Source organism: Pseudomonas sp. FW305-E2 (genome assembly GCF_058782925.1).
Window position 1 is genome coordinate 50,823 of record NZ_JBYSYE010000030.1, and the last position, 21,216, is coordinate 72,038.

At 61.7% G+C, this 21,216-nt stretch carries 20 protein-coding genes and 1 tRNA gene; 13 read left to right on the forward strand and 8 right to left on the reverse strand.

Features of this window, described 5'->3' with window-relative positions:
* Positions 1 to 74: 74 nt before the first annotated feature.
* Entirely contained in the window at positions 75 to 1,451 is a 1,377-nt protein-coding gene (locus AC3WLP_RS19775) for an L-serine ammonia-lyase (protein WP_003255722.1), read from the reverse strand.
* A gap of 452 nt (positions 1,452 to 1,903) precedes the next feature.
* Between AC3WLP_RS19775 and AC3WLP_RS19780 the strand changes: the two genes are divergently transcribed.
* The 3 genes from AC3WLP_RS19780 (at position 1,904) to choV (ending at position 4,956) form a co-directional block, all read left to right on the forward strand.
* A complete protein-coding gene (locus tag AC3WLP_RS19780; RefSeq protein ID WP_010951661.1) occupies positions 1,904 to 2,851 on the forward strand; it encodes a choline ABC transporter substrate-binding protein in 948 nt (315 codons plus the stop codon).
* A gap of 81 nt (positions 2,852 to 2,932) precedes the next feature.
* Entirely contained in the window at positions 2,933 to 3,781 is an 849-nt protein-coding gene (choW, locus tag AC3WLP_RS19785; RefSeq protein ID WP_172830946.1) for a choline ABC transporter permease subunit, read from the forward strand.
* Entirely contained in the window at positions 3,778 to 4,956 is a 1,179-nt protein-coding gene (gene choV / locus AC3WLP_RS19790) for a choline ABC transporter ATP-binding protein (protein ID WP_003255727.1), read from the forward strand. Before choW ends, choV begins: the two co-directional genes overlap by 4 nt.
* Before the next feature lie 138 nt (positions 4,957 to 5,094).
* On the opposite strand, the gene hisF is transcribed toward choV, so the two are convergent.
* The 6 genes from hisF to AC3WLP_RS19820 all read right to left on the reverse strand — a co-directional run bounded on the left by hisF (position 5,095) and on the right by AC3WLP_RS19820 (position 10,067).
* Entirely contained in the window at positions 5,095 to 5,865 is a 771-nt protein-coding gene (gene hisF, locus AC3WLP_RS19795) for an imidazole glycerol phosphate synthase subunit HisF (protein WP_003255729.1), read from the reverse strand.
* 10 nt (positions 5,866 to 5,875) lie between these two features.
* Positions 5,876 to 6,613 carry a 1-(5-phosphoribosyl)-5-[(5-phosphoribosylamino)methylideneamino]imidazole-4-carboxamide isomerase gene (hisA, locus tag AC3WLP_RS19800; protein ID WP_011953239.1) on the reverse strand — a complete coding sequence of 246 codons (738 nt, stop codon included), beginning with the start codon at positions 6,611 to 6,613 and terminating at the stop codon, positions 5,876 to 5,878.
* 27 nt (positions 6,614 to 6,640) lie between these two features.
* The gene (locus tag AC3WLP_RS19805; protein ID WP_014755065.1) at positions 6,641 to 6,901 is read right to left on the reverse strand and encodes a DUF2164 domain-containing protein; all 261 of its coding nucleotides are present in this window, start codon (positions 6,899 to 6,901) and stop codon (positions 6,641 to 6,643) included.
* Positions 6,902 to 7,540: an imidazole glycerol phosphate synthase subunit HisH gene (hisH, locus tag AC3WLP_RS19810; protein WP_003255735.1), complete on the reverse strand. Its 639-nt coding sequence runs from the start codon at positions 7,538 to 7,540 to the stop codon at positions 6,902 to 6,904. It abuts the gene before it with no gap.
* Positions 7,541 to 8,134 carry an imidazoleglycerol-phosphate dehydratase HisB gene (hisB, locus tag AC3WLP_RS19815; RefSeq protein ID WP_003255736.1) on the reverse strand — a complete coding sequence of 198 codons (594 nt, stop codon included), beginning with the start codon at positions 8,132 to 8,134 and terminating at the stop codon, positions 7,541 to 7,543. It lies immediately after the preceding gene.
* A 271-nt stretch (positions 8,135 to 8,405) separates the two neighbouring features.
* Positions 8,406 to 10,067: an OFA family MFS transporter gene (locus AC3WLP_RS19820; protein WP_088513487.1), complete on the reverse strand. Its 1,662-nt coding sequence runs from the start codon at positions 10,065 to 10,067 to the stop codon at positions 8,406 to 8,408.
* Between the two features lie 267 nt (positions 10,068 to 10,334).
* On the opposite strand from AC3WLP_RS19820, the gene AC3WLP_RS19825 reads away from it, so the two are divergent.
* The 6 genes from AC3WLP_RS19825 (at position 10,335) to AC3WLP_RS19850 (ending at position 15,868) form a co-directional block, all read left to right on the forward strand.
* Positions 10,335 to 12,587: an AsmA family protein gene (locus tag AC3WLP_RS19825; RefSeq protein WP_088513486.1), complete on the forward strand. Its 2,253-nt coding sequence runs from the start codon at positions 10,335 to 10,337 to the stop codon at positions 12,585 to 12,587.
* Entirely contained in the window at positions 12,584 to 13,651 is a 1,068-nt protein-coding gene (mutY, locus tag AC3WLP_RS19830; protein ID WP_011953236.1) for an A/G-specific adenine glycosylase, read from the forward strand. The genes AC3WLP_RS19825 and mutY overlap by 4 nt, the downstream gene beginning before the upstream one ends.
* Positions 13,648 to 13,920 carry an oxidative damage protection protein gene (locus AC3WLP_RS19835; RefSeq protein ID WP_003255742.1) on the forward strand — a complete coding sequence of 91 codons (273 nt, stop codon included), beginning with the start codon at positions 13,648 to 13,650 and terminating at the stop codon, positions 13,918 to 13,920. Before mutY ends, AC3WLP_RS19835 begins: the two co-directional genes overlap by 4 nt.
* 90 nt (positions 13,921 to 14,010) lie before the next feature.
* A tRNA-Phe gene (locus tag AC3WLP_RS19840) sits at positions 14,011 to 14,086 on the forward strand.
* Between the two features lie 170 nt (positions 14,087 to 14,256).
* On the forward strand, positions 14,257 to 15,237 hold the full coding sequence (ppk2, locus tag AC3WLP_RS19845) for a polyphosphate kinase 2 (protein ID WP_011953235.1): 981 nt from the start codon (positions 14,257 to 14,259) through the stop codon (positions 15,235 to 15,237).
* Positions 15,238 to 15,424: 187 nt separating this feature from the next.
* A complete protein-coding gene (locus AC3WLP_RS19850; RefSeq protein ID WP_011953234.1) occupies positions 15,425 to 15,868 on the forward strand; it encodes a hypothetical protein in 444 nt (147 codons plus the stop codon).
* A 204-nt stretch (positions 15,869 to 16,072) separates the two neighbouring features.
* On the opposite strand, the gene gabP is transcribed toward AC3WLP_RS19850, so the two are convergent.
* Positions 16,073 to 17,458 carry a GABA permease gene (gene gabP / locus AC3WLP_RS19855; RefSeq protein ID WP_088513485.1) on the reverse strand — a complete coding sequence of 462 codons (1,386 nt, stop codon included), beginning with the start codon at positions 17,456 to 17,458 and terminating at the stop codon, positions 16,073 to 16,075.
* Positions 17,459 to 18,089: 631 nt separating this feature from the next.
* Here gabP and AC3WLP_RS19860 point away from each other — a divergent pair.
* The 4 genes from AC3WLP_RS19860 to AC3WLP_RS19875 are packed head-to-tail and all read left to right on the forward strand — an operon-like array spanning position 18,090 to position 21,063.
* Positions 18,090 to 18,863: an ABC transporter ATP-binding protein gene (locus AC3WLP_RS19860; protein ID WP_003255746.1), complete on the forward strand. Its 774-nt coding sequence runs from the start codon at positions 18,090 to 18,092 to the stop codon at positions 18,861 to 18,863.
* An 11-nt stretch (positions 18,864 to 18,874) separates the two neighbouring features.
* Positions 18,875 to 19,627, forward strand: coding sequence for an ABC transporter substrate-binding protein (locus AC3WLP_RS19865; protein WP_003255747.1), 753 nt, complete (start codon positions 18,875 to 18,877; stop codon positions 19,625 to 19,627).
* A gap of 54 nt (positions 19,628 to 19,681) precedes the next feature.
* A complete protein-coding gene (locus AC3WLP_RS19870; protein ID WP_003255749.1) occupies positions 19,682 to 20,374 on the forward strand; it encodes an ABC transporter permease in 693 nt (230 codons plus the stop codon).
* The gene (locus AC3WLP_RS19875) at positions 20,374 to 21,063 is read left to right on the forward strand and encodes an ABC transporter permease (protein WP_014755060.1); all 690 of its coding nucleotides are present in this window, start codon (positions 20,374 to 20,376) and stop codon (positions 21,061 to 21,063) included. Before AC3WLP_RS19870 ends, AC3WLP_RS19875 begins: the two co-directional genes overlap by 1 nt.
* The last annotated feature ends 153 nt before the right edge of the window (positions 21,064 to 21,216 follow it).

The window sequence follows — 21,216 nt, forward strand, 5'->3', positions numbered from 1 at the left end:
CTCCTACAGGGATTGCACAGTTCCTGTAGGAGCGGGCTTGCCCGCGAAGAGGCCCAGAAGGTCAGTTCAGGAAATCAGCACTCGATAGCGCTGACCGCCAGGCCGCCGCGCGAGGTCTCTTTGTACTTGTCGTGCATATCGGCCCCGGTATCGCGCATGGTGCGGATTACCTGGTCGAGGGAAATGAAGTGCTCACCATCGCCGCGCAACGCCATCTGCACCGCGTTGATGGCCTTCACCGCAGCAATCGCGTTGCGCTCGATGCAGGGCACTTGCACCAACCCGCCAACCGGGTCGCAGGTCAGGCCAAGGTTGTGTTCCAGGGCAATTTCAGCGGCGTTCTCAACCTGTGGCGGGGTGGCGCCGAGCACTTCGGCAAGCCCCGCTGCGGCCATCGCGCAGGCCGAGCCGACTTCCCCCTGGCAACCCACTTCGGCACCGGAGATCGAAGCGTTCTTCTTGCACAGGATGCCCACAGCGGCGGCAGCCAGGAAGTAATCGACAACGCTGGACTCATCCACCGCATCGCTGAATCGCATGTAGTAATGCAGCACCGCCGGGATGATGCCTGCCGCGCCGTTGGTAGGCGCGGTCACCATGCGCCCGCCGGCGGCGTTTTCTTCATTGACCGCCAAGGCGAACAGGTTGACCCATTCCATGGCACTCATGGTCGAGCCGATCACGTTGGGCTTGCCGATTTCCTGCAGGCTGCGGTGCAGCTTGGCGGCACGGCGGCGCACGTTCAGCCCGCCGGGTAGCGTGCCCTCGTACTTGAGGCCGTTGTTGACGCATTCCTGCATGGCTTCCCAGAGCTTGTGCAGGCCAGCGCGGATGTCTTCCTCGCTGCGCCAGACCTTCTCGTTGGCCATCATCAATTGCGACACGCTGAGGTCGTTTTGCTTGCACAGGCGCAGCAGTTCGGCGGCGCTGTTGAAGTCGTACGGCAACACTGTCTGGTCAGCATCCAGCACACCGCTGGCGGCTTGGGCTGCATCGACCACAAAGCCGCCGCCCACCGAGTAATAGGTGTCGCGGTGCAACTCACCCTGCTCGCCTTCGGCAATCAGGGTCATGGCGTTGGGGTGATACGGCAAGTTCTCGTCCAGCAGCAGCATGTCGCGGGCCCAGACGAACTCGACAGGCAAGCGGCTATCCAGCTGCAGGGTGTTGGTTTCGCGCAGGTCAGCGATACGCGGCACGATCTGGGTCGGGTCAATGGCGTCCGGCCACTCGCCCATCAGGCCCATGATGGTGGCGTTGTCGGTGCCATGACCAATACCGGTGGCCGACAGCGAGCCATACAGGCGCACTTCGATCCGTTTTACACGCTCCAGCTCACCGCGTTCGCGCAGGCCCTGAACGAACAGGGCGCCAGCACGCATGGGGCCGACGGTGTGGGAGCTGGAGGGCCCGACACCGATCTTGAACAGGTCGAACACGCTGATGGCCATTGTCGAATCACCTCTTGCTGGGCTTGTCTCTGCGCGCCATGCGCAGGGCGGGGTAGCTGCTAGGCTCAAACAGCGGGCCGCCTTGAATGCCAGCATCATCGGGCTTTTACCGCCCACCTCGCCGTCTGCAACCGACGTACTTTTGTCCAGCAGCGCCGCGCTGTTCTCAACCAGAAACTGCGCCCACCGCGCCGTTTTCCAGCGGCCTGGTGACGCAAAAATGCGCGCGAGGGGGTGGAAAAATCCATAAGCGACATCGCCCATACTGGATACGACCCGTTCCGTACTGGATACGACCCAACCAGTAGGCGATTGCCCGGAGCTGGAGGATTATCGAAAGCGACTCGTAAAGCACGGCCACGCATCCTGCCCTCTGCAGGCCTGGTCGACCGGACCCTCAGAAAGCCCGGCGACCCACGCGAACCCGAAGACAATATCTCAGGAGTCCATCCATGAAAGGTTCACCCTCGCTGTTACTGGTTGCGTTGCTGTCCGCGCCATTGCTGGCCCAAGCAGCCGAACCCGAGCAATGTCAGACTGTACGCTTCTCCGATGTCGGCTGGACCGACATCACAGTCACGACCGCGACCACCAGCGTTGTGCTCGAAGCACTGGGTTACAAGACCCACACCACCATGATCTCGGTACCGGTGACCTACAAGTCGCTGGCCACCGGTAAGGACCTGGACGTGTTTCTCGGCAACTGGATGCCGACCATGGAGAACGACATCAAGCAGTACCGCGACGCCGGCACGGTAGAAACCGTGCGCGCCAACCTGGAGAACGCCAAGTACACCCTGGCAGTCCCCCAGGCGCTGTACGACAAGGGCCTGAAGGATTTCAGCGACATACCCAAGTTCAAGAAGGAACTGGACGGCAAGATCTACGGCATCGAACCGGGTAACGACGGTAACCGCACCATCCAGAGCATGATCGACAAGAACGCCTTTGGCTTGAAGGACGCCGGTTTCAAGATCGTGCAGTCCAGCGAGGCGGGCATGCTGTCGCAAGTTGACCGCGCGCAGAAACGCGGCGAGGCATTGGTGTTCCTGGGCTGGGAGCCACACCCGATGAACACCCGCTTCAAGATGCAGTACCTGACCGGCGGGGACGACTTCTTCGGCCCCGACTTCGGCAAGGCGACCGTGCTGACAAACACCCGCAAAGGATACACGCAGGAATGCAGCAACGTTGGCCAACTGCTTAAGAACCTGTCGTTCGAGCTCAAGGATGAAAGCACCATGATGGGCTATGTCCTGGACGACAAGATGAAACCCGAGGCCGCCGCCAAGAAATGGATCAAGGACAACCCAGGCAAGCTGGATGCCTGGCTGGCCGGCGTTACCACCGTTGATGGCAAGCCTGGCCTGGAGGCGGTCAAGGCCAAGCTTACGCAATAACGAACTACGCAGTAGCGCTACCTCGGGGCAGGACCGTGCCTGCCCCGGGTTGATTTCAATCTATGCAGGTGGAAGCTCGCTATCATGCTTATCGATCAGAAAATACCTCTGGGCCAGTACATCGCGTCGTTCGTCGAATGGCTGACCCAGAACGGCGCGAATTACTTCGACGCCATCGCGCAAGGCCTGGAGTTCATGATCCATGGCGTCACCAGCGCCCTGACTTTCTTCAACCCGTTCGTGCTTATCGCCCTGTTCGCCGCCCTGGCGCACTTCATCCAGCGCAAGTGGGCCCTGACCGCATTTGTCGCCCTGTCGTTCCTGCTGATCCTCAACCTGGGATACTGGCAGGAAACCATGGAAACCCTGGCGCAGGTCACCTTCGCCACGGTGGTATGTGTGGTGATCGGCGTGCCACTGGGCATCCTCGCCGCGCACAAGCCGATGTTCTATACCGCCATGCGCCCGGTGCTCGACCTGATGCAGACGGTGCCCACCTTCGTCTACCTGATCCCTACCCTGACCCTGTTCGGCCTGGGCGTGGTGCCGGGGCTGATTTCCACCGTGGTGTTCGCCATCGCCGCGCCCATTCGCCTGACCTACCTGGGCATCTGCGACGTGCCGCAAGAGTTGATGGACGCCGGCAAGGCCTTTGGCTGCTCGCGTCGTCAACTGCTTACCCGTATCGAACTGCCGCACGCGATGCCAAGCATCGCCGCCGGTGTCACTCAATGCATCATGCTGTCGCTGTCGATGGTGGTCATTGCCGCCCTGGTTGGCGCTGACGGCCTGGGCAAACCTGTGGTCAACGCACTGAACACCGCCGATATCTCCCTGGGCTTCGAAGCGGGCCTGGCGATCGTGCTGCTGGCAATCATGCTCGACCGTATCTGCAAGCAACCGGAACTGCCGGTAAGGGGTGAGGCATGAGCATCATTCGTTTCGAAGACGTCGACGTCATCTTCTCCAACAAGCCGCGCGAGGCACTGGCGCTGCTGGACCAAGGCCAGACCCGCGAGCAGATCCTCAAGCAGACCGGCCTGGTGGTGGGTGTCGAAAAGGCCAACCTCGATATCAACAAAGGCGAGATCTGCGTGCTGATGGGCTTGTCTGGCTCGGGCAAGTCGAGCCTGCTGCGCTGCATCAACGGCCTCAACACCGTCAGCCGTGGCAAGTTGTTCGTCGAGCACGAAGGCAAGCACATCGACATTGCCAATTGCTCCGCGGCCGAGCTGAAGATGATGCGCACCAAGCGCATTGCCATGGTGTTCCAGAAGTTTGCCCTGATGCCTTGGCTGACGGTGCGCGAGAACATCAGCTTTGGCCTGGAAATGCAGGGTCGCCCGGAAAAGGAACGGCGCAAGCTGGTCGACGAGAAGCTTGAGCTGGTGGGCCTGACCCAGTGGCGCAACAAGAAGCCGGATGAGCTGTCTGGCGGCATGCAGCAGCGCGTGGGCCTGGCCCGGGCGCTGGCGATGGATGCCGACATCTTGCTGATGGACGAACCGTTCTCGGCCCTGGATCCACTGATCCGCCAGGGCCTGCAAGATGAGCTGCTTGGCCTGCAGGCCAAGCTGAGCAAAACCATCGTGTTCGTCAGCCACGACCTGGACGAGGCGCTGAAACTGGGTACCCGCATTGCGATCATGAAAGACGGTCGGATCATCCAGTACAGCAAGCCGGAGGAGATCGTGCTGAACCCTGCCGACGAATACGTGCGCACTTTCGTCGCCCATACCAACCCGCTGAACGTGCTGTGCGGGCGCAGCCTGATGCGCAGCCTGGACAATTGCAAACGGGTCAATGGCTCGGTGTGCCTGGACCCAGGTATCGATTCGTGGCTGGACCTTGGCGAAGGCGGCGCGCTCAAGCGTGCACGCCAGGGCCAGAACGGGCTGGACATGCAGAGATGGGCACCGGGGCAAGATGTGGAGCTGCTGGAGCGCAGGCCGACCGTGGTGCACGCCGACATCGGCATGCGTGAGGCACTGCAGATTCGTTATCAAACCGGCAACAAGCTGGTGCTGCAGGATAACGACAGGGTGGTGGGGATACTCGGGGATACCGAGCTTTACCACGCTCTGCTCGGCAAGAACCACGGGTGAGGCCTTTGGGGCCGCTTCGCGGCCCTTTCGCGACGCAAGGCCGCTCCCACACGTACTGCATCAGCCTCAGGCTCAGCGCTGTACGGGTGGGAACGACCTTGTGTCGCGAACGGAGGGCAAAGCCCTCCCGGCCATCTGTCAGCGAACGACGATCCCGCGCGAAGCCATGTAAGCCTTGGCTTCAGGCACTGTGTACTCGCCAAAGTGGAAGATGCTGGCCGCCAGCACCGCGCTGGCATGCCCCTCCAGAATGCCGTCAGCCAAGTGCTGCAGGTTACCCACACCCCCCGAGGCAATCACCGGAATCCCCAGCGCATCACTGATAGCGCGGGTAACGCCCAGGTCGAAGCCGTTCTTCATGCCGTCCTGGTCCATGCTGGTCAGCAGGATCTCGCCAGCGCCCAGGCCTTCCATCTTCTTCGCCCACTCGACCGCATCCAGCCCAGTCGGTTTGCGCCCGCCGTGAGTGAAAATCTCCCAGCGCGGCGCTTCACCTGGCCCGGACACTTTCTTGGCATCGATGGCGACAACGATGCACTGCGAACCGAAACGGTCCGCCGCCTCGCCAACAAACTCTGGGTTGAACACCGCGGCGGTGTTGATCGAGACCTTGTCGGCACCGGCGTTGAGCAGGTTGCGGATGTCCTGCACGGTCCGCACGCCACCCCCTACCGTCAGCGGGATGAACACCTGGCTGGCCATGCGCTCGACGGTATGCAAAGTGGTGTCGCGGCCATCGACGCTGGCAGTGATGTCGAGAAAGGTGATTTCGTCAGCACCTTGCTCGTCGTAGCGACGGGCGATTTCCACCGGGTCGCCGGCATCACGGATGTTCTCGAACTTGACGCCCTTGACCACCCGGCCGTTGTCCACGTCCAGGCAAGGAATAATGCGCTTGGCCAGTGCCATGGTTCAGTCCTCAGCCTTGGTAGTTGTCACAGAAGGCCTGGGCCTCAGCGACATCCAGGGTGCCTTCGTAGATGGCACGGCCGGTGATGGCGCCGATGATGCCCGGGGCCTTGGCGTCCAGCAGCGCCTTGATGTCGCCCAGGTTGTGAATGCCGCCCGAGGCGATCACCGGGATACGGGTGGCTTCAGCCAGTGCCTTGGTGAAGGGCACGTTGCAGCCCTGCATCATGCCGTCCTTTGCGATGTCGGTGTAGACGATCGCCGAGACGCCATCGGCCTCGAAACGCCTGGCCAGGTCGATGACCTGCACCGAGCTCACTTCGGCCCAACCGTCGGTGGCGACGAAACCGTCCTTGGCGTCCAGGCCGACGATGACCTTGCCCGGGAAGGCTTTGCACGCTTCAGCGACGAACTCGGGCTGCTTGACGGCCTTGGTGCCAATGATCACGTAGCTGACGCCAGCCTTGACGTAGTGTTCGATGGTTTCCAGCGAACGGATACCGCCGCCGATCTGGATCGGCAGGTTCGGGTAGCGCTTGGCGATGGCGGTAACCACTTCACCATTGACCGGCTGGCCTTCGAAGGCGCCGTTGAGGTCGACCAGGTGCAGGCGGCGGCAGCCACCCTCGACCCACTTGGCGGCCATGCTCACCGGGTCGTCGGAAAATACCGTAGAGTCTTCCATGCGGCCCTGGCGCAGGCGCACGCAAGCACCGTCCTTCAGATCGATAGCGGGGATAATCAGCATCTTGGGAACCTGTCTATTTGTTGGGTTTCAGGGCTTCTCGAGTGCCCACAGGTCGCTTTCGATGCCCTCGAACCGCTCCTTGAGGTGCAGCTGAACATCGGCAATCGCCCTGTTGTAGTAATGGGGTGCAATCTCTTTGCTGAACAGCTCGAGGACCTCGGCCACCTCGAACGACCCCAACTGCAGCTCGAAGCGGTCTTCGAGAAAACGCTTCAAGGTATCGAGCGCTTCGCGCTCCTGCTCGGGGGCCAGGGTGATGGTCGGGGCCTTGGTCTTCGACCTGCTCATTTACCAGCGCCCGTCCCAGGCGATGAAGTTCTGCAGCAGCTGCAGGCCATGGGTATGGCTCTTCTCCGGGTGGAACTGCACGGCAAAACGCGAACCGTCGGCCAGCGCTGCGGCGAAATCGACGCCATAGTGACCGCGTCCCACCACCTGGCCCGGCTTGCCGGCATTGATGTAGTAGCTGTGCACGAAGTAGAAACGTGCGCGGTCAGGGATGTCGTGCCACAGCGGGTGGTCGATGGTCTGGCTGACTTCGTTCCAGCCCATGTGCGGCACCTTCAGGTGCTCGCCCTCTTCTTGCAGGTCTTTGCCGAAAAAGCGCACCTGGCCAGGGAACAGGCCAATGCAGTCGACGCCGTTGTTTTCCTCACTGTGCTCGAGCAGCGCCTGCATACCGACGCAGATGCCGAGGAACGGGCGGTCCTGGCTGACTTCGCGGACCAGGCTGTCGAAGCCCAGGCGGCGGATTTCGGCCATGCAGTCGCGAATCGCGCCCACGCCCGGGAACACCACACGGTCGGCCTCGCGGATCACTGAGGCATCGCTGGTCACCAGCACTTTACCGGCACCTACGTGCTCAAGCGCCTTGGCCACCGAGTGCAGGTTACCCATGCCATAGTCGATTACGGCTACCGTTTGCATTTACAGGCACCCTTTGGTGGAAGGCATCTGCCCGGCCATACGCTCGTCGAGGGTGATGGCCATGCGCAGGGCACGGCCGAAAGCCTTGAATACGGTTTCGATCTGGTGGTGGGTGTTGTGGCCACGCAGGTTGTCGATGTGCAGGGTTACCAGGGCGTGGTTGACGAAGCCCTGGAAAAACTCCTGGAACAGGTCGACATCGAAGCCGCCAACGCTTGCACGGGTATACGGCACGTGCATCTGCAGGCCTGGGCGGCCAGAGAAGTCGATGACCACGCGAGACAGCGCTTCGTCCAGCGGCACGTAGGCGTGGCCGTAGCGGAAGATACCTTTCTTGTCACCGATAGCTTGGGCGAATGCCATGCCCAGGGTGATGCCGACGTCTTCGACGGTATGGTGATCGTCGATATGCGTGTCACCCTTGCACTCGATATCCAGATCGATCAGCCCATGGCGGGCGATCTGGTCCAGCATGTGTTCAAGGAAAGGCACACCGATATCGAATCGGGCCTTGCCACTGCCATCGAGGTTGATCGAGCACTTGACCTGGGTTTCCAGGGTATTGCGCTCGACGGAAGCCTTACGTTCGACCATCACCAGCTCCGCAAAATCATTGGGCGAAAAGGGTTTCATTATAGGCCCAGAACGCGTCAGCTTGAAACGCGGATGACATATGGCAAAGCTAGGTTTTACGCGGGCTGGATGCTGCTACAGGTCTATACAACTGCGTAATGGGGGCTGCTTTGCAGCCCATCGCGACACAAGGCCGCTCCCACAGGGACCGCGCAACCCTGAAGCGTACGCGGTCCCTGTGGGAGCGGCCTTGCGTCGCGAAAGGGGCGCAAAGCGCACCCATGCAGTTACATCAATGGAACAGGACAGCAGTCTTCTGCAGTGTCACCCAAACACCCCAGGCCAACGGCACAACCACCACCGCCCAGGCCAGCAGCACCAGTGGCAGGCTGCTTGGCGCCGCCTTCCACTCCAGCGACCGCGCCCCATCGGCGCCCTTGTCATGGCTCAACGCACGCTCGGCCGCCAGTTCGGCATCACTCATGAAGTGCTTGTCGGCCACCGGCCGCACCAGCATGTTGCAGATAAAGCCCAGCACCAGCAGACCCGCGAGAATGTACAAGGTCATGTCATAAGCCGCCGCCCGCTCCACGCCCGCTGCCAGTTGATACTCGCGCAGGTAGGTGATCAGCACCGGCCCCAGCACCCCCGCTGCCGCCCAGGCGGTCAGCAGGCGGCCATGGATGGCACCCACCATCTGCGTGCCGAACAGGTCGGCCAGGTAGGCCGGCACCGTTGCAAAACCACCGCCATACATCGACAGGATGATGCAGAACGCTGCCACGAAAAGCGCCACGTTGCCCAGGTGCCCCATGTTCGGCACCAGGCTGTACAAGCCCACACCCAAGGCGAAGAAGGCAAAGTAGGTGTTCTTGCGGCCGATGTAGTCGGAGAACGATGCCCAGAAGAACCGGCCGCCAATGTTGAACAGGCTCAGCAGGCCGGTAAAGCCGGCGGCGATCGCGGCAATCTGCGCCAACTGCGCAGTGCTCAGCTGGCTGAAGGTCAGTTCGTTGCCCAGTAATTTACCGGCGAACACTTCCTGCAGCAGCGGTGACGCCATGCCCAAAATGCCGATGCCCGCCGACACGTTCAGGCACAGCACCAGCCAGATCAGCGCGAACTGCGGGGTCTTCCAGGCCACACTGACGTGCACGTGGCGGTCGGTGACCATGGCGTTACCGGCATTCTTCAACGGCGCAGCCCAGCCTTCAGGCTTCCAGCCAGTCGGTGGTACGCGATACGCCAGGGCGCCAGCGGTCATGAACACAAAGTAAATCGCCGCCATGGCGACAAAGCTCTGCCATACGCCAACTTCGTGCTCATTGCCAAAATGCCCCATAAGCGCGGTGGCCAGCGGCGCCCCGATCATGGCCCCGCCGCCGAAGCCCATGATCGCCATACCGGTGGCCATGCCGCGTTTGTCCGGGAACCACTTGATCAAGGTCGACACGGGTGAGATGTAGCCCAGGCCCAGGCCGATACCGCCAATCACGCCGGAGCCAAGCCACATCAGCCACAGTTGATGGGTTTTCACACCTATCGCCGAAAGCAGCATGCCACCGCACCAGCACAAGGCCGACACCAGGCCAGCCTTGCGCGGGCCGGCGTGCTCCAGCCAGCCGCCCAGCACCGCCGCCGAGCAGCCGAGGAAGACGAAGAACAGGGTGTAGATCCAGCTCAGCATCGAGATTGGCCAGTCGCATTCGGCGCTGAACATCCGGGCCATGAAGCCCATGTCTGCCGCACAGGCGACGGGGGCGGTGATCCCCAGGGCTTGCGACAAAGGCAGCCAGAATACCGAGAAGCCGTAGGCCATACCGATGCACAGGTGAATGGCCAAGGCAGCTGGCGGGACCAGCCAGCGGTTGAAGCCCGGGCGGGCGATTATGCGTTCCTTCGACAGGAAGCCTGGCTCACTGGCCAAGGTTCCCGTCGCGACGGTACTGGTCATGAATCTGATCCTTGTTATAGGGAGGGTGCTCGCAAAGCGGCGCAAGGGTAGCAGCATCAAGCAGCATGAAAGCAATCTGCCATCGTCCATTTTTGCCCGACTGAATCGGTCATGTCCCGGCAAAAGCTCAATATTAAGCTGTCGAAAGCCGTACCCTCTGATACAGGCGTAGGAATTTCCTACATCTCTAGTCGTACAAGCAGGGGTAACCGCGACAGCGTTATACTCTGCCGCCTGAACTCACTAACGGACTAAAAGGACTCGCCCATGAAAGCGTTCGGCAAAATCCTGGGACTGGGGCTTCTCGGGTTACTGCTGATCATCGTGGCGCTGGGCTTCGCCCTGACCCACCTCTTTGATCCCAACGACTACAAAGACGAGATTCGCCAGCTGGCACGCGACAAGGCCCACGTCGAACTGACCCTCAATGGTGACATCGGCTGGAGCCTGTTCCCGTGGCTGGGTCTGGAGCTGCACGAAGCCAGCATCGCTACCTTGAACAAACCCAAGGAACCGTTCGCCGACCTGCAGATGCTTGGCCTTTCAGTCCGTGTGCTGCCGCTGCTGCGCCGCGAAGTGCAAATGAGCGACGTACGTGTCGAGGGCCTGAACCTGACCCTGGCGCGTGACGAACAGGGCCATGGCAACTGGGAGGACATCGGCAAGCCGCTGCCCGCGCAGAATGGCGCAGCCACCGATGCACCCGCACAGGCACAGGCACCTGCCGAGCAGACGCCTGCGACCACCGACAGCAACGACCGCGCCATCAAGCTGGACATCGACAGCCTGACCGTGAACAACGCCCGCGTGCAGTACACCGATGCCAAGACCGGCCAAAACTACAGCGCCGAAAGCATCCAGCTGAGCACCGGCCCGGTCCATGAAGGCGCAAACATCCCGCTCAAGGCCAGCGCCTTCATCAGCGCCAGCCAGCCGAGCATCAAGGCCCGTACCGAGCTGGCCGGCGAATTGCGCTTCGACCGCAAGCTCAAGCGCTACAACTTCGAAGACATGCGCCTGTCGGGCGAGACCTCGGGTGAGCCTACCGGCGGCAAGACCGTGACCTTCGCCGCCCAGGGCCAACTGCTGGTCGACCTGGCCGCCAATGTCGCCTCGTGGAACGGCCTGAAAGTCTCGGCCAACCAACTGCGCGCCCTCGGTGAGCTGAACCTGCGTGATCTGGACAAAGCCCCCCAGCTGAGCGGCGGCCTGTCCATCGCCCAGTTCAACCTGCGCGCCTTCCTTGAAAGCATCGGCCACCCGCTGCCGGCCACCAACGACCCGGCCGCCTTCGCCAAGCTGGAGCTGGTGACTCGTCTGCAGGGCACGCCCAGCAGCCTGGCCCTGGAAGACCTGGCGGTGAAGCTGGACGACAGCACCTTCAGCGGCCGCGTGGCCGTCGAAGATTTCGCCAAACACGCCCTGCGCCTGCAGCTTAAGGGCGACACCTTCGACGCCGACCGCTACCTGCCGGCCAAGAGCGAAGAAGCCAAGGGCGCCACCGCTGCGCGCCAGGCCGAGGTCAAGCAACAAGAGGCCAGCGCCGTAGCCGGTGCTGGCACCACACCACTGCCCAACGCCCCAACGCAAGTGGCTTGGAGCGACGACAAGCTGCTGCCGGTCGACCGTCTGCGCGCCCTCGACCTGCAGGCCGACCTGGCCTTCGGCTCGTTGACCCTGGACAAGCTGCCGATCGAGGGCGCCCAGCTCAAGGCCGTTGGCCAAGGCGGCCTGCTGACCCTGCAAACCCTGCGCGGAGCGCTGTACAACGGCACCTTCGAAGCCAAGGGCACGGTCGACGTGCGCCCTGCCGTGCCACAGCTGGGTGTAAACACCAATATCCAGCGGGTGCCGGTGGAACACTTCATCAAGGCCGAAGGCAAGGAACAGACGCCGCCGGTCAAGGGCCTGCTGACCCTGACCAGTGATCTGACAGCCACCGGTAACAGCCAGAAAGCACTGGTCGACACCCTGAACGGCAGCGCAAACTTCGCCATCAACGATGGCGTACTGGTCAATGCCAACCTGGAACAGCAGCTGTGCCAGGCCATCGCCACGCTCAATCGCAAGACGCTGAGCAGCGAACCACGCGGCAAGGACACCCCGTTCCAGGAACTGCGCGGCAGCCTGGTAGTGCGCAATGGCGTCGCCAGCAACCCGGACCTCAAGGCGCGCATCCCGGGCCTCACCGTCAATGGCCATGGTGACCTCGACCTGCGCGTGCTGGGCATGGACTACAACGTCGGCGTAGTCGTCGAAGGCGACCAGCGTGCCATGCCGGACCCGGCCTGCCAGGTCAACGAACGTTATGTAGGTGTTGAAGTACCCCTGCGCTGCCGTGGTCCGCTGGAACTCGGCGCAAAGGCCTGCCGCCTGGACCAGAACGGCCTGGGCAAGGTTGCCGCCAAGCTGGCCGGCAACCGCCTGAAGGACAAGATCGATGAAAAGCTTGATGAAAAACTTGGAGACAAAGTGAGCCCGGAACTGAAAGACGCGCTCAAGGGGCTGTTCAAGCGATGAGCCCCGAGCAGTTCTCCAGCGCAGTGCTGGACTGGTATGACGAGCACGGCCGGCACGACCTGCCCTGGCAACAGGGCATCACGCCGTACCGCGTGTGGGTGTCGGAAATCATGTTGCAGCAGACCCAGGTCAGCACCGTGCTCAATTACTTCGACCGCTTCATGCAGGCCCTGCCAACCGTGCAAGCCCTGGCCGAGGCACCGGAGGACGAAGTGCTGCACCTGTGGACGGGCCTGGGTTACTACACCCGCGCACGCAACCTGCAAAAGGCCGCCAAGGTCGTCGTCGAGCAACATGGCGGCGAATTCCCGCGCAGCGTCGAGCAGCTTACCGAGCTGCCCGGCATTGGCCGCTCCACTGCCGGCGCCATCGCCAGCATCAGCATGGGCATCCGTGCACCGATCCTCGACGGCAACGTCAAGCGCGTGCTGGCACGCTACACCGCCCAGGCCGGCTACCCCGGCGAACCCAAGGTTGCCAACCAGCTATGGGCCACTGCCGAGCGCCTTACCCCGCAACAACGCGCCAACCACTACACCCAGGCGATGATGGACATGGGCGCCACGCTGTGCACGCGCAGCAAGCCCAGTTGCCTGATCTGCCCGTTGCAGCGCGGCTGCGAAGCGCACCTGCACGGTGAAGAAACCCGCTACCCCGAGCCCAAACCGCGCAAGGCGCTGCCGCAACGGCGCACACTGATGCCACTGCTGGCCAACCACGAAGGCGCCATCCTGCTTTACCGCCGCCCTTCCAGCGGCCTGTGGGGTGGTTTGTGGAGCCTCCCGGAGCTGGACGACATCGCCCAGCTTGACGACCTGGCCTACCAGCACGGCCTGCGCCTGGCTGGCCGCCACGCCATGGACGGCCTGACCCACACCTTCAGCCACTTCCAGCTGGCGATCGAGCCTTGGCTCGTGCGCGTCGACCCGGTCGGCGAGCACGTGGTCGAGGCCGACTGGCTCTGGTATAACCTCGCCACCCCGCCGCGCCTGGGCCTCGCCGCCCCGGTGAAAAAGCTGCTTGAACGCGCGACCGACGAACTGATTGCAGGAGACGCCCGATGACCCGCACCGTGATGTGCCGCAAATACCAAGAAGAACTGCCAGGCCTGGAACGCCCGCCCTATCCCGGTGCCAAGGGCCAGGACATCTTCGAACACATCTCGCAGAAAGCCTGGGCCGACTGGCAGAAGCACCAGACCATGCTGATCAACGAGAAGCGCCTGAACATGATGAACGCCGAGGACCGCAAATTCCTCCAGGCTGAGATGGACAAGTTTTTCGCCGGCGAAGAATACGCCCAGGCCGAAGGCTACGTTCCACCGGCCGAATGACCCCAAAAATCGTAAGCGACGGAATTAATTTAAAATTTTTTCAAAAAGTCGTTGACGAGCGGTCCGGAAATCTATTTAATTCACCTCGTCGCCCAGATAGCTCAGTCGGTAGAGCAGAGGATTGAAAATCCTCGTGTCGGCGGTTCGACTCCGTCTCTGGGCACCACCTTCAAGCTTCTGGTGGTTGCAAAGTTACCCGAAGCGACAACAAGAAACCCGCCTAGTGCGGGTTTTTTGTTGCCTGTAATTTTTTCGCATTGACCAGCATCAAATAGCCATCATTCGTTCACCTTCATAATCGAAAACGGACATCCGTATCGACTATCAAGGACCTCCATGAGCGAAGAATCACCCCTCCTGCTCCCCGCCCCCAGCGAACCCACCACCACACCGATCCGCACACGCCGCACACGCCAGCGCAAGCCGGAGCCGACAATAACCCGCATCAGCCAGCAACCCGCAGCACTGGAAGTTGCCACGGCCCCCAAAGGCAGCAACGAGGACAGCACCTCGGCACGCCTGCCGGCCAGCTACCCTTACCGCACCCGCCTGCGCCGCCAGGACTACGACAAGGCCAAGCATGCGTTGCAGATCGAGCTGCTGAAGGTACAGAGCTGGGTGAAGGAAACCGGCCAGCGTGTGGTGATCCTGTTCGAAGGGCGCGATGCCGCAGGCAAGGGCGGCACCATCAAGCGCTTCATGGAGCACCTCAACCCACGCGGTGCGCGCATTGTCGCCCTGGAGAAGCCTTCCGAGCAGGAGAAAGGCCAGTGGTACTTCCAGCGCTACATCCAGCACCTGCCCACAGAGGGTGAAATGGTGTTCTTCGACCGCTCCTGGTACAACCGTGCCGGGGTCGAGAAGGTGATGGACTTCTGCACGCCACTGCAATACCTGGAATTCATGCGTCAGGCGCCAGACCTGGAGCGCATGCTGTGCAACAGTGGCATCCTGCTGTTCAAGTACTGGTTTTCGGTGAACCGCGAAGAGCAGTTGCGACGCTTCATTTCGCGCCGGGACGACCCGCTCAAGCACTGGAAGCTGTCGCCCATCGACATCAAGTCGCTGGACAAGTGGGAGGACTACACTTCGGCCAAAGAGGCGATGTTCTTCCATACCGATACAGCCGATGCGCCGTGGACGGTGATCAAGTCCGATGACAAGAAGCGGGCGCGGATCAACTGCATCCGGCACTTCCTGCATTCGCTGGACTACCCAGGCAAAGACCCTCGGGTGGCACATGCACCCGACCCTCTGCTGGTGGGCCGAGCTTCACACGGCTTCGAAGAAGACGAGACTCCGCAGCCGGCCACCTGAAAGCCCGGCATGCCGGCCAGCATGGCTGGCAGTGGGAGGGAAGCTATGCAGGGCCCTCGGCCAGCATAATCTGGAGATGTCTCCCACAGACGTCTCACTAAGCTGCAGCGCTCAGGGGCGCTGCTTGGGTTTATCGTGCAATTGCGCTTCAATACGCGCACTTTCAGACACACCCAAGGATTTCCCCATGGCCACCCCTACCAAGCAACAGAAACGCGCCAAGCGCGCCGCCAGCAAGGCCAAGCAGAACCGCATGGTACGCAGCGGCCAAGCGGTCAAGGCCAGCGCCGGCGACAGCGCCAGCGTCGAGCAGGTGTACAAAAAGGCCATGGAGTCGGGCAGCTACGACGCGATGTTCAACAAGATGAAGGAAGCGCAGGAAGGCGGCCTGGTGCCAATGATCTCGGTGTTCCTGGTGGATCCGCTGCTCGCCCTGGTGCTCAAGGGGCACAAGGAAGAACACGCCACCGACTACATCGTGCTGGTGTTCAACGCCTACCGCAAATGGCTGGACGGCGCTGACGAAGAGACCACCATGGCCTGGCTGGAGAGTGATGAGTTCCAGGACGCCTATATCGCCGCTTCCGAACTCGTGGCCAAGCAGCAGCAACAGCAGAAGCAGTTCGGCTGACAGGGCCATGTAACCTGTTGTGGCCCCTGTAGGAGCGGGTTTACCCGCGAATACGATGGCGGCTGCGACGGTGATTAGCCAGGATATTGGCCAGCAGGCCCGGCCCTTTCGCGGGTAAACCCGCTCCTACGAGCTTGTGGCCAGACAACAAAAAAAGGCCGCACCCTTCACAGGGCGCGGCCTTCTCATTTCAGCCAGCGCGGATCAGCTGTCCAGCGCCGCCCGCCCGGCAGCCTCGCGCTTGCGGTGCACCAGCAAGCCAGCCGCCACCACACCAATACTCAGCAACGCAGTCGCAATGATCTCCGCACGGTGATCCTCACGCAGCGCCATCACCACCAGAATGGCAACGATGAAGGCAATGGTCGCCCAGGTCAGGCCCGGGAACAGCCACATCTTGAAGGTGATCTTATCGCCGCGGGCTTCACGCTGGGCGCGCATGCGCAGCTGCGACACAGCAATCACCAGGTACACCAACAGCGCGATGGCGCCAGAGCTGGCCAGCAGGAACTCGAACACCTGGGCCGGTGCCACGAAGTTGGCGAACACGCAGAGAAACGCTGCCGCGGTGGACAGCAGTACCGCCACGTGCGGGGTCGCCGCCTTGGTGGTGCGTTGGGCGATGGCCGGGGCGTCGCCACGCTTGCTCAGCGAGAACAACATACGCGAAGAAGTGTACAGCGCCGAGTTCAGGCAGCTGGTCACGGCAATCAGCACAACAATGTCGACGATCAGCTTGGCATTCGGCACACCAATACGGCTCAGCACGGTCTGGTAGGAGCCCGTCTCGGCCAGGGCCGGGTCGTTCCACGGCACCAGGGCCACGACCAGGAAGATCGACACCAGGTAGAACAGGCAGATACGCCAGATTACCGAGTTGGTGGCACGGCTGATCTGCTTGCCTGGGTCCTTCGACTCGGCAGCGGCGATGGTGACGATTTCGGTACCCATGAACGAGAACATGGTGGTCAGCATGGCTGCCAGCACTGCGCCCAGGCCGTTGGGCATGAAGCCTTGGGTATCGAACAGGTGGCTGGCACCGCTCACCTGGCTGCTCGGTACAAAGCCGAACAAGGCAGCACAGCCCACGGCGATGAAGCCGATGATCGCCAGCACTTTGAGCAGGGCAAACCAGAACTCGAACTCACCGTAGTTCTTCACGCTGCACAGGTTGGTAAGTGTCAGTGCCAGGGTAATGATGAGGGAGAACGCCCACAGGTCAACCGCCGGGAACCAGGCATGCAGAATGGCCGCGGCGGCGTTGGCCTCCAGCGGAATTACCAACACCCAGAACCACCAGTACAGCCAGCCAATGGTGAAACCGGCCCAGCGCCCGATGGCACGGTCGGCATACGTAGAGAACGAACCGGTGTCAGGCGAGGCGACTGCCATTTCACCCAGCATACGCATGACCAGCACGACCAGCGTACCGGCGGCAGCGTATGCCAGCAGCACGGCAGGGCCGGCAGCTGCGATGGCGTGGCCGGAGCCTACGAACAGGCCGGCACCGATGACGCCAGCGATGGACAGCATGGTCACATGCCGTTGTTTGAGCCCCTGAGCGAGGTCATTGGAATTGTTACCGCTCATTGAAACTACCTTTGTAAGGAGTGGACCACGCCGACTGCGGGTACAGAGCGCGCCAGGGGTTGACCCAGGCGTCGCTGCAATCGGCGGTTTCCAACTGGCAATAAGCGCGCCACATGCCGAATACACCCGTCAGAAAATGCTGCAGGCCTTTTAGGATGCGGCTTGGAGGGCTTTCGGCCATTGCATGACCGAAAGGGCATCAAATCATCGGATTACTGAAATACTCACTTACAAATGCACCAAAGGTGCTCCTCGGTAACACCCATGCACCAACGCAATGCCAAAAAGTGCAACCCATGGGTACAACCTTGTGACATCAAGATGGCATTCGTGGGTGAACCCGTTTGCACTGGCAAAAGGTCGGGTTTACCCCTCCAATGGGTCAAAACAGCTTCCATGCGCCGGCCAAAGCTGGCACCATCGCGCCTTTTTTCATCAAGGCTCTGGTGCTGGGCGACACCTTCGCGGACATCTGCGCGACGTTACGCTGTAGCGATGCGACAAACTGCCCCACCAGCGCCCCCAGTCCCCGGCGACCCTGTTGGCCGTCATAATGCCGCTATGCTAGCTTGGCGCACGCCAGGAAGGCCGCCAACAGCTGGGAACGCACCCGAACACATGAGGACCGCACATGGCTCAGGCCACGCCCGCGCTGGAAATCCGCAATTTGCACAAACGCTACGGCGAGCAGGAAATTCTCAAGGGCATTTCGCTGACCGCTCGCGACGGTGACGTGATCTCCATCCTGGGGTCGTCCGGCTCCGGCAAGTCCACCCTGCTGCGCTGCATCAACCTGCTCGAGAACCCGCACCAGGGCGAAATCCTGGTCGCCGGCGAAGCCCTCAAGCTCAAGGCCGCCAAGAATGGCGACCTGATCGCAGCCGACAACCGCCAGATCAATCGCCTGCGCAGCGAAATCGGCTTTGTCTTCCAGAATTTCAACCTGTGGCCCCACATGTCGATCCTCGACAACATCATCGAGGCGCCACGCCGCGTGCTCGGCCAAAGCAAGGCCGAGGCCATCGAAGCCGCAGAAGCGCTGCTGAACAAAGTCGGCATCTACGACAAACGCCACAGCTACCCCGCCCAGCTTTCCGGTGGCCAGCAACAGCGCGCCGCCATTGCCCGTACCCTGGCCATGAAGCCCAAGGTCATCCTGTTCGACGAGCCTACATCGGCACTCGATCCGGAAATGGTCCAGGAAGTGCTTAACGTTATCCGCGCATTGGCCGAAGAAGGCCGTACCATGCTGCTGGTGACGCACGAGATGAGCTTTGCCCGCCATGTGTCCAGTGAAGTCGTCTTCCTGCACCAGGGCCTGGTCGAAGAGCAGGGATCGCCGCAGCAGGTCTTCGAAAACCCGACCTCGGCGCGTTGCAAGCAATTCATGTCCAGCCACCGCTAACGGAGCAATACATGCACACCTACAAGAAGTTTCTCCTGGCAGCTGCTGCCACGCTGGTGATGTCGGCAAACGCCATGGCCGCAGAAAAACTGCGCATGGGCATCGAAGCCGCCTACCCACCGTTCAACAACAAGGATGCCAGCGGTAACGTGGTTGGCTTCGACAAAGACATTGGCGACGCCCTGTGCGCCAAGATGAAAGTCGAATGCTCGGTCGTTACCTCCGACTGGGACGGCATCATCCCGGCCCTGAACGCCAAGAAGTTCGACTTCCTGGTGTCGTCGCTGTCGATCACCGACGAACGCAAACAGGCTGTGGACTTCACCGAGCCGTACTACTCCAACAAGCTGCAGTTCATCGCGCCGAAAAACGTCGACTTCAAGACTGACAAAGAGTCGCTGAAAGGCAAGGTCATCGGCACCCAGCGCGCAACCTTGGCCGGCACCTACCTTGAAGACAACTTCAAGGGCGTCGACGTCAAGCTGTACGACACCCAGGAAAACGCCTACCTCGACCTGGTCTCCGGTCGTATCGACGGCATCCTGGCCGACAAGTACGTGCAGTACGAGTGGCTGAAAAGCAAAGACGGCTCGAACTTCGAGTTCAAGGGCGAGCCGGTGATGGACAGCGACAAGATCGGCATTGCCGTGCGCAAAGGTGACACCAAGCTGCGCGACGACCTGAACAAAGCCCTGGCAGAAATCAAAGCCGACGGTACGTACAAGAAAATCAACGACAAGTACTTCCCGTTCAGCATCGAATGATCCGCCCTGACCGGCGCGCCCTTGCGGCGCGCCAGTCCCTAAAATGACCTGCCCATGAATATCGACCTGCACGGATTCGGTCCGGCCATGATGGCCGGCACCCTGATGACCGTAAAACTGGCGCTTTGCGCCTTGCTGCTGGGGCTGGTCCTGGGCCTGCTCGGCGCCCTGGCCAAGACCTCCCCGCTCAAGCCGCTGCAATGGCTTGGCGGCTTCTACTCGACCCTGGTTCGCGGCGTGCCCGAACTGCTGTGGGTGCTGCTTATCTATTTCGGCACCGTCGGGCTCATGAACAGCCTCGGCGAAGCCCTGAACATGCCCGGCCTTGAGCTCAGCGCCTTTGCCGCGGGCGTGATCGCCCTGGGCCTGTGCTTTGGCGCCTACGCCACCGAAGTGTTCCGTGGCGCCATCCTGGCGATCCCCAAGGGCCACCGCGAAGCCGGCCTGGCGCTGGGCCTGTCCAAGGGCCGCATCCTCTCGCGGATCATCCTGCCGCAGATGTGGCGCATCGCCCTGCCCGGCCTTGGCAACCTGTTCATGATCCTGATGAAGGACACCGCCCTGGTATCGGTAATCGGCCTTGAAGAAATCATGCGTCATTCGCAGATCGGCGTGACCGTGACCAAAGAGCCGTTCACCTTCTACATGGTCGCGGCCTGCATCTACCTGGGCCTGACCGTGCTTGCCATGACCGGTATGCATTTCATGGAAAAACGCGCCGCTCGCGGCTTTGCGAGGGCTGAATAATGAATTGGGAAGTCATCTTCAAATGGCTGCCACGCCTGGCCGAGGGTGCGGTCCTGACCCTGGAGCTGGTGGCCATTGCCGTGGTTGCAGGGTTGATCCTGGCCATCCCGCTGGGCATCGCCCGTTCCTCGCGCCACTGGTACGTGCGCGCGGTGCCGTTCAGCTACATTTTCTTCTTCCGTGGCACGCCGCTGCTGGTGCAGTTGTTCCTGGTCTATTACGGCCTGGCGCAGTTCGATGCGGTGCGCTCCAGTTCGCTGTGGCCGTACCTGCGCGATCCGTTCTGGTGCACGGTGCTGACCATGACCCTGCACACCGCTGCGTACATCGCCGAGATCCTGCGTGGCGCGCTGCAGGCGATCCCTAAAGGTGAGATTGAAGCGGCACGGGCGCTGGGCATGTCGCGTGGCAAAACGCTGTTCTACATCATGCTGCCACGCGCTGCGCGCATCGGCCTGCCGGCGTACAGCAACGAAGTGATCCTGATGCTCAAGGCCAGTGCCCTGGCCAGTACCGTGACCCTGCTGGAACTGACCGGCATGGCCCGTACCATCATCGCCCGCACCTACCTGCCGGTGGAGATCTTCTTCGCCGCAGGCGTGTTCTACCTGGTGATCTCGTTCCTGCTGGTGCAGGGCTTCAAGCTGCTGGAGCGCTGGCTGCGTGTAGATGCCTGCCAAGGGCGCTGACATCTCCTGGCCTTCTTCGCGGGCACGCCCGCTCCTACAACAGGCCTATGCTGAACCTTCGTAGGAGCGGGTTTACCCGCGAACAGGCCCTCAAAGGCGATCAATCAGTCGGCTGCTTGAACACATAGAACAGGTTGGGCTCACTGACCAGGT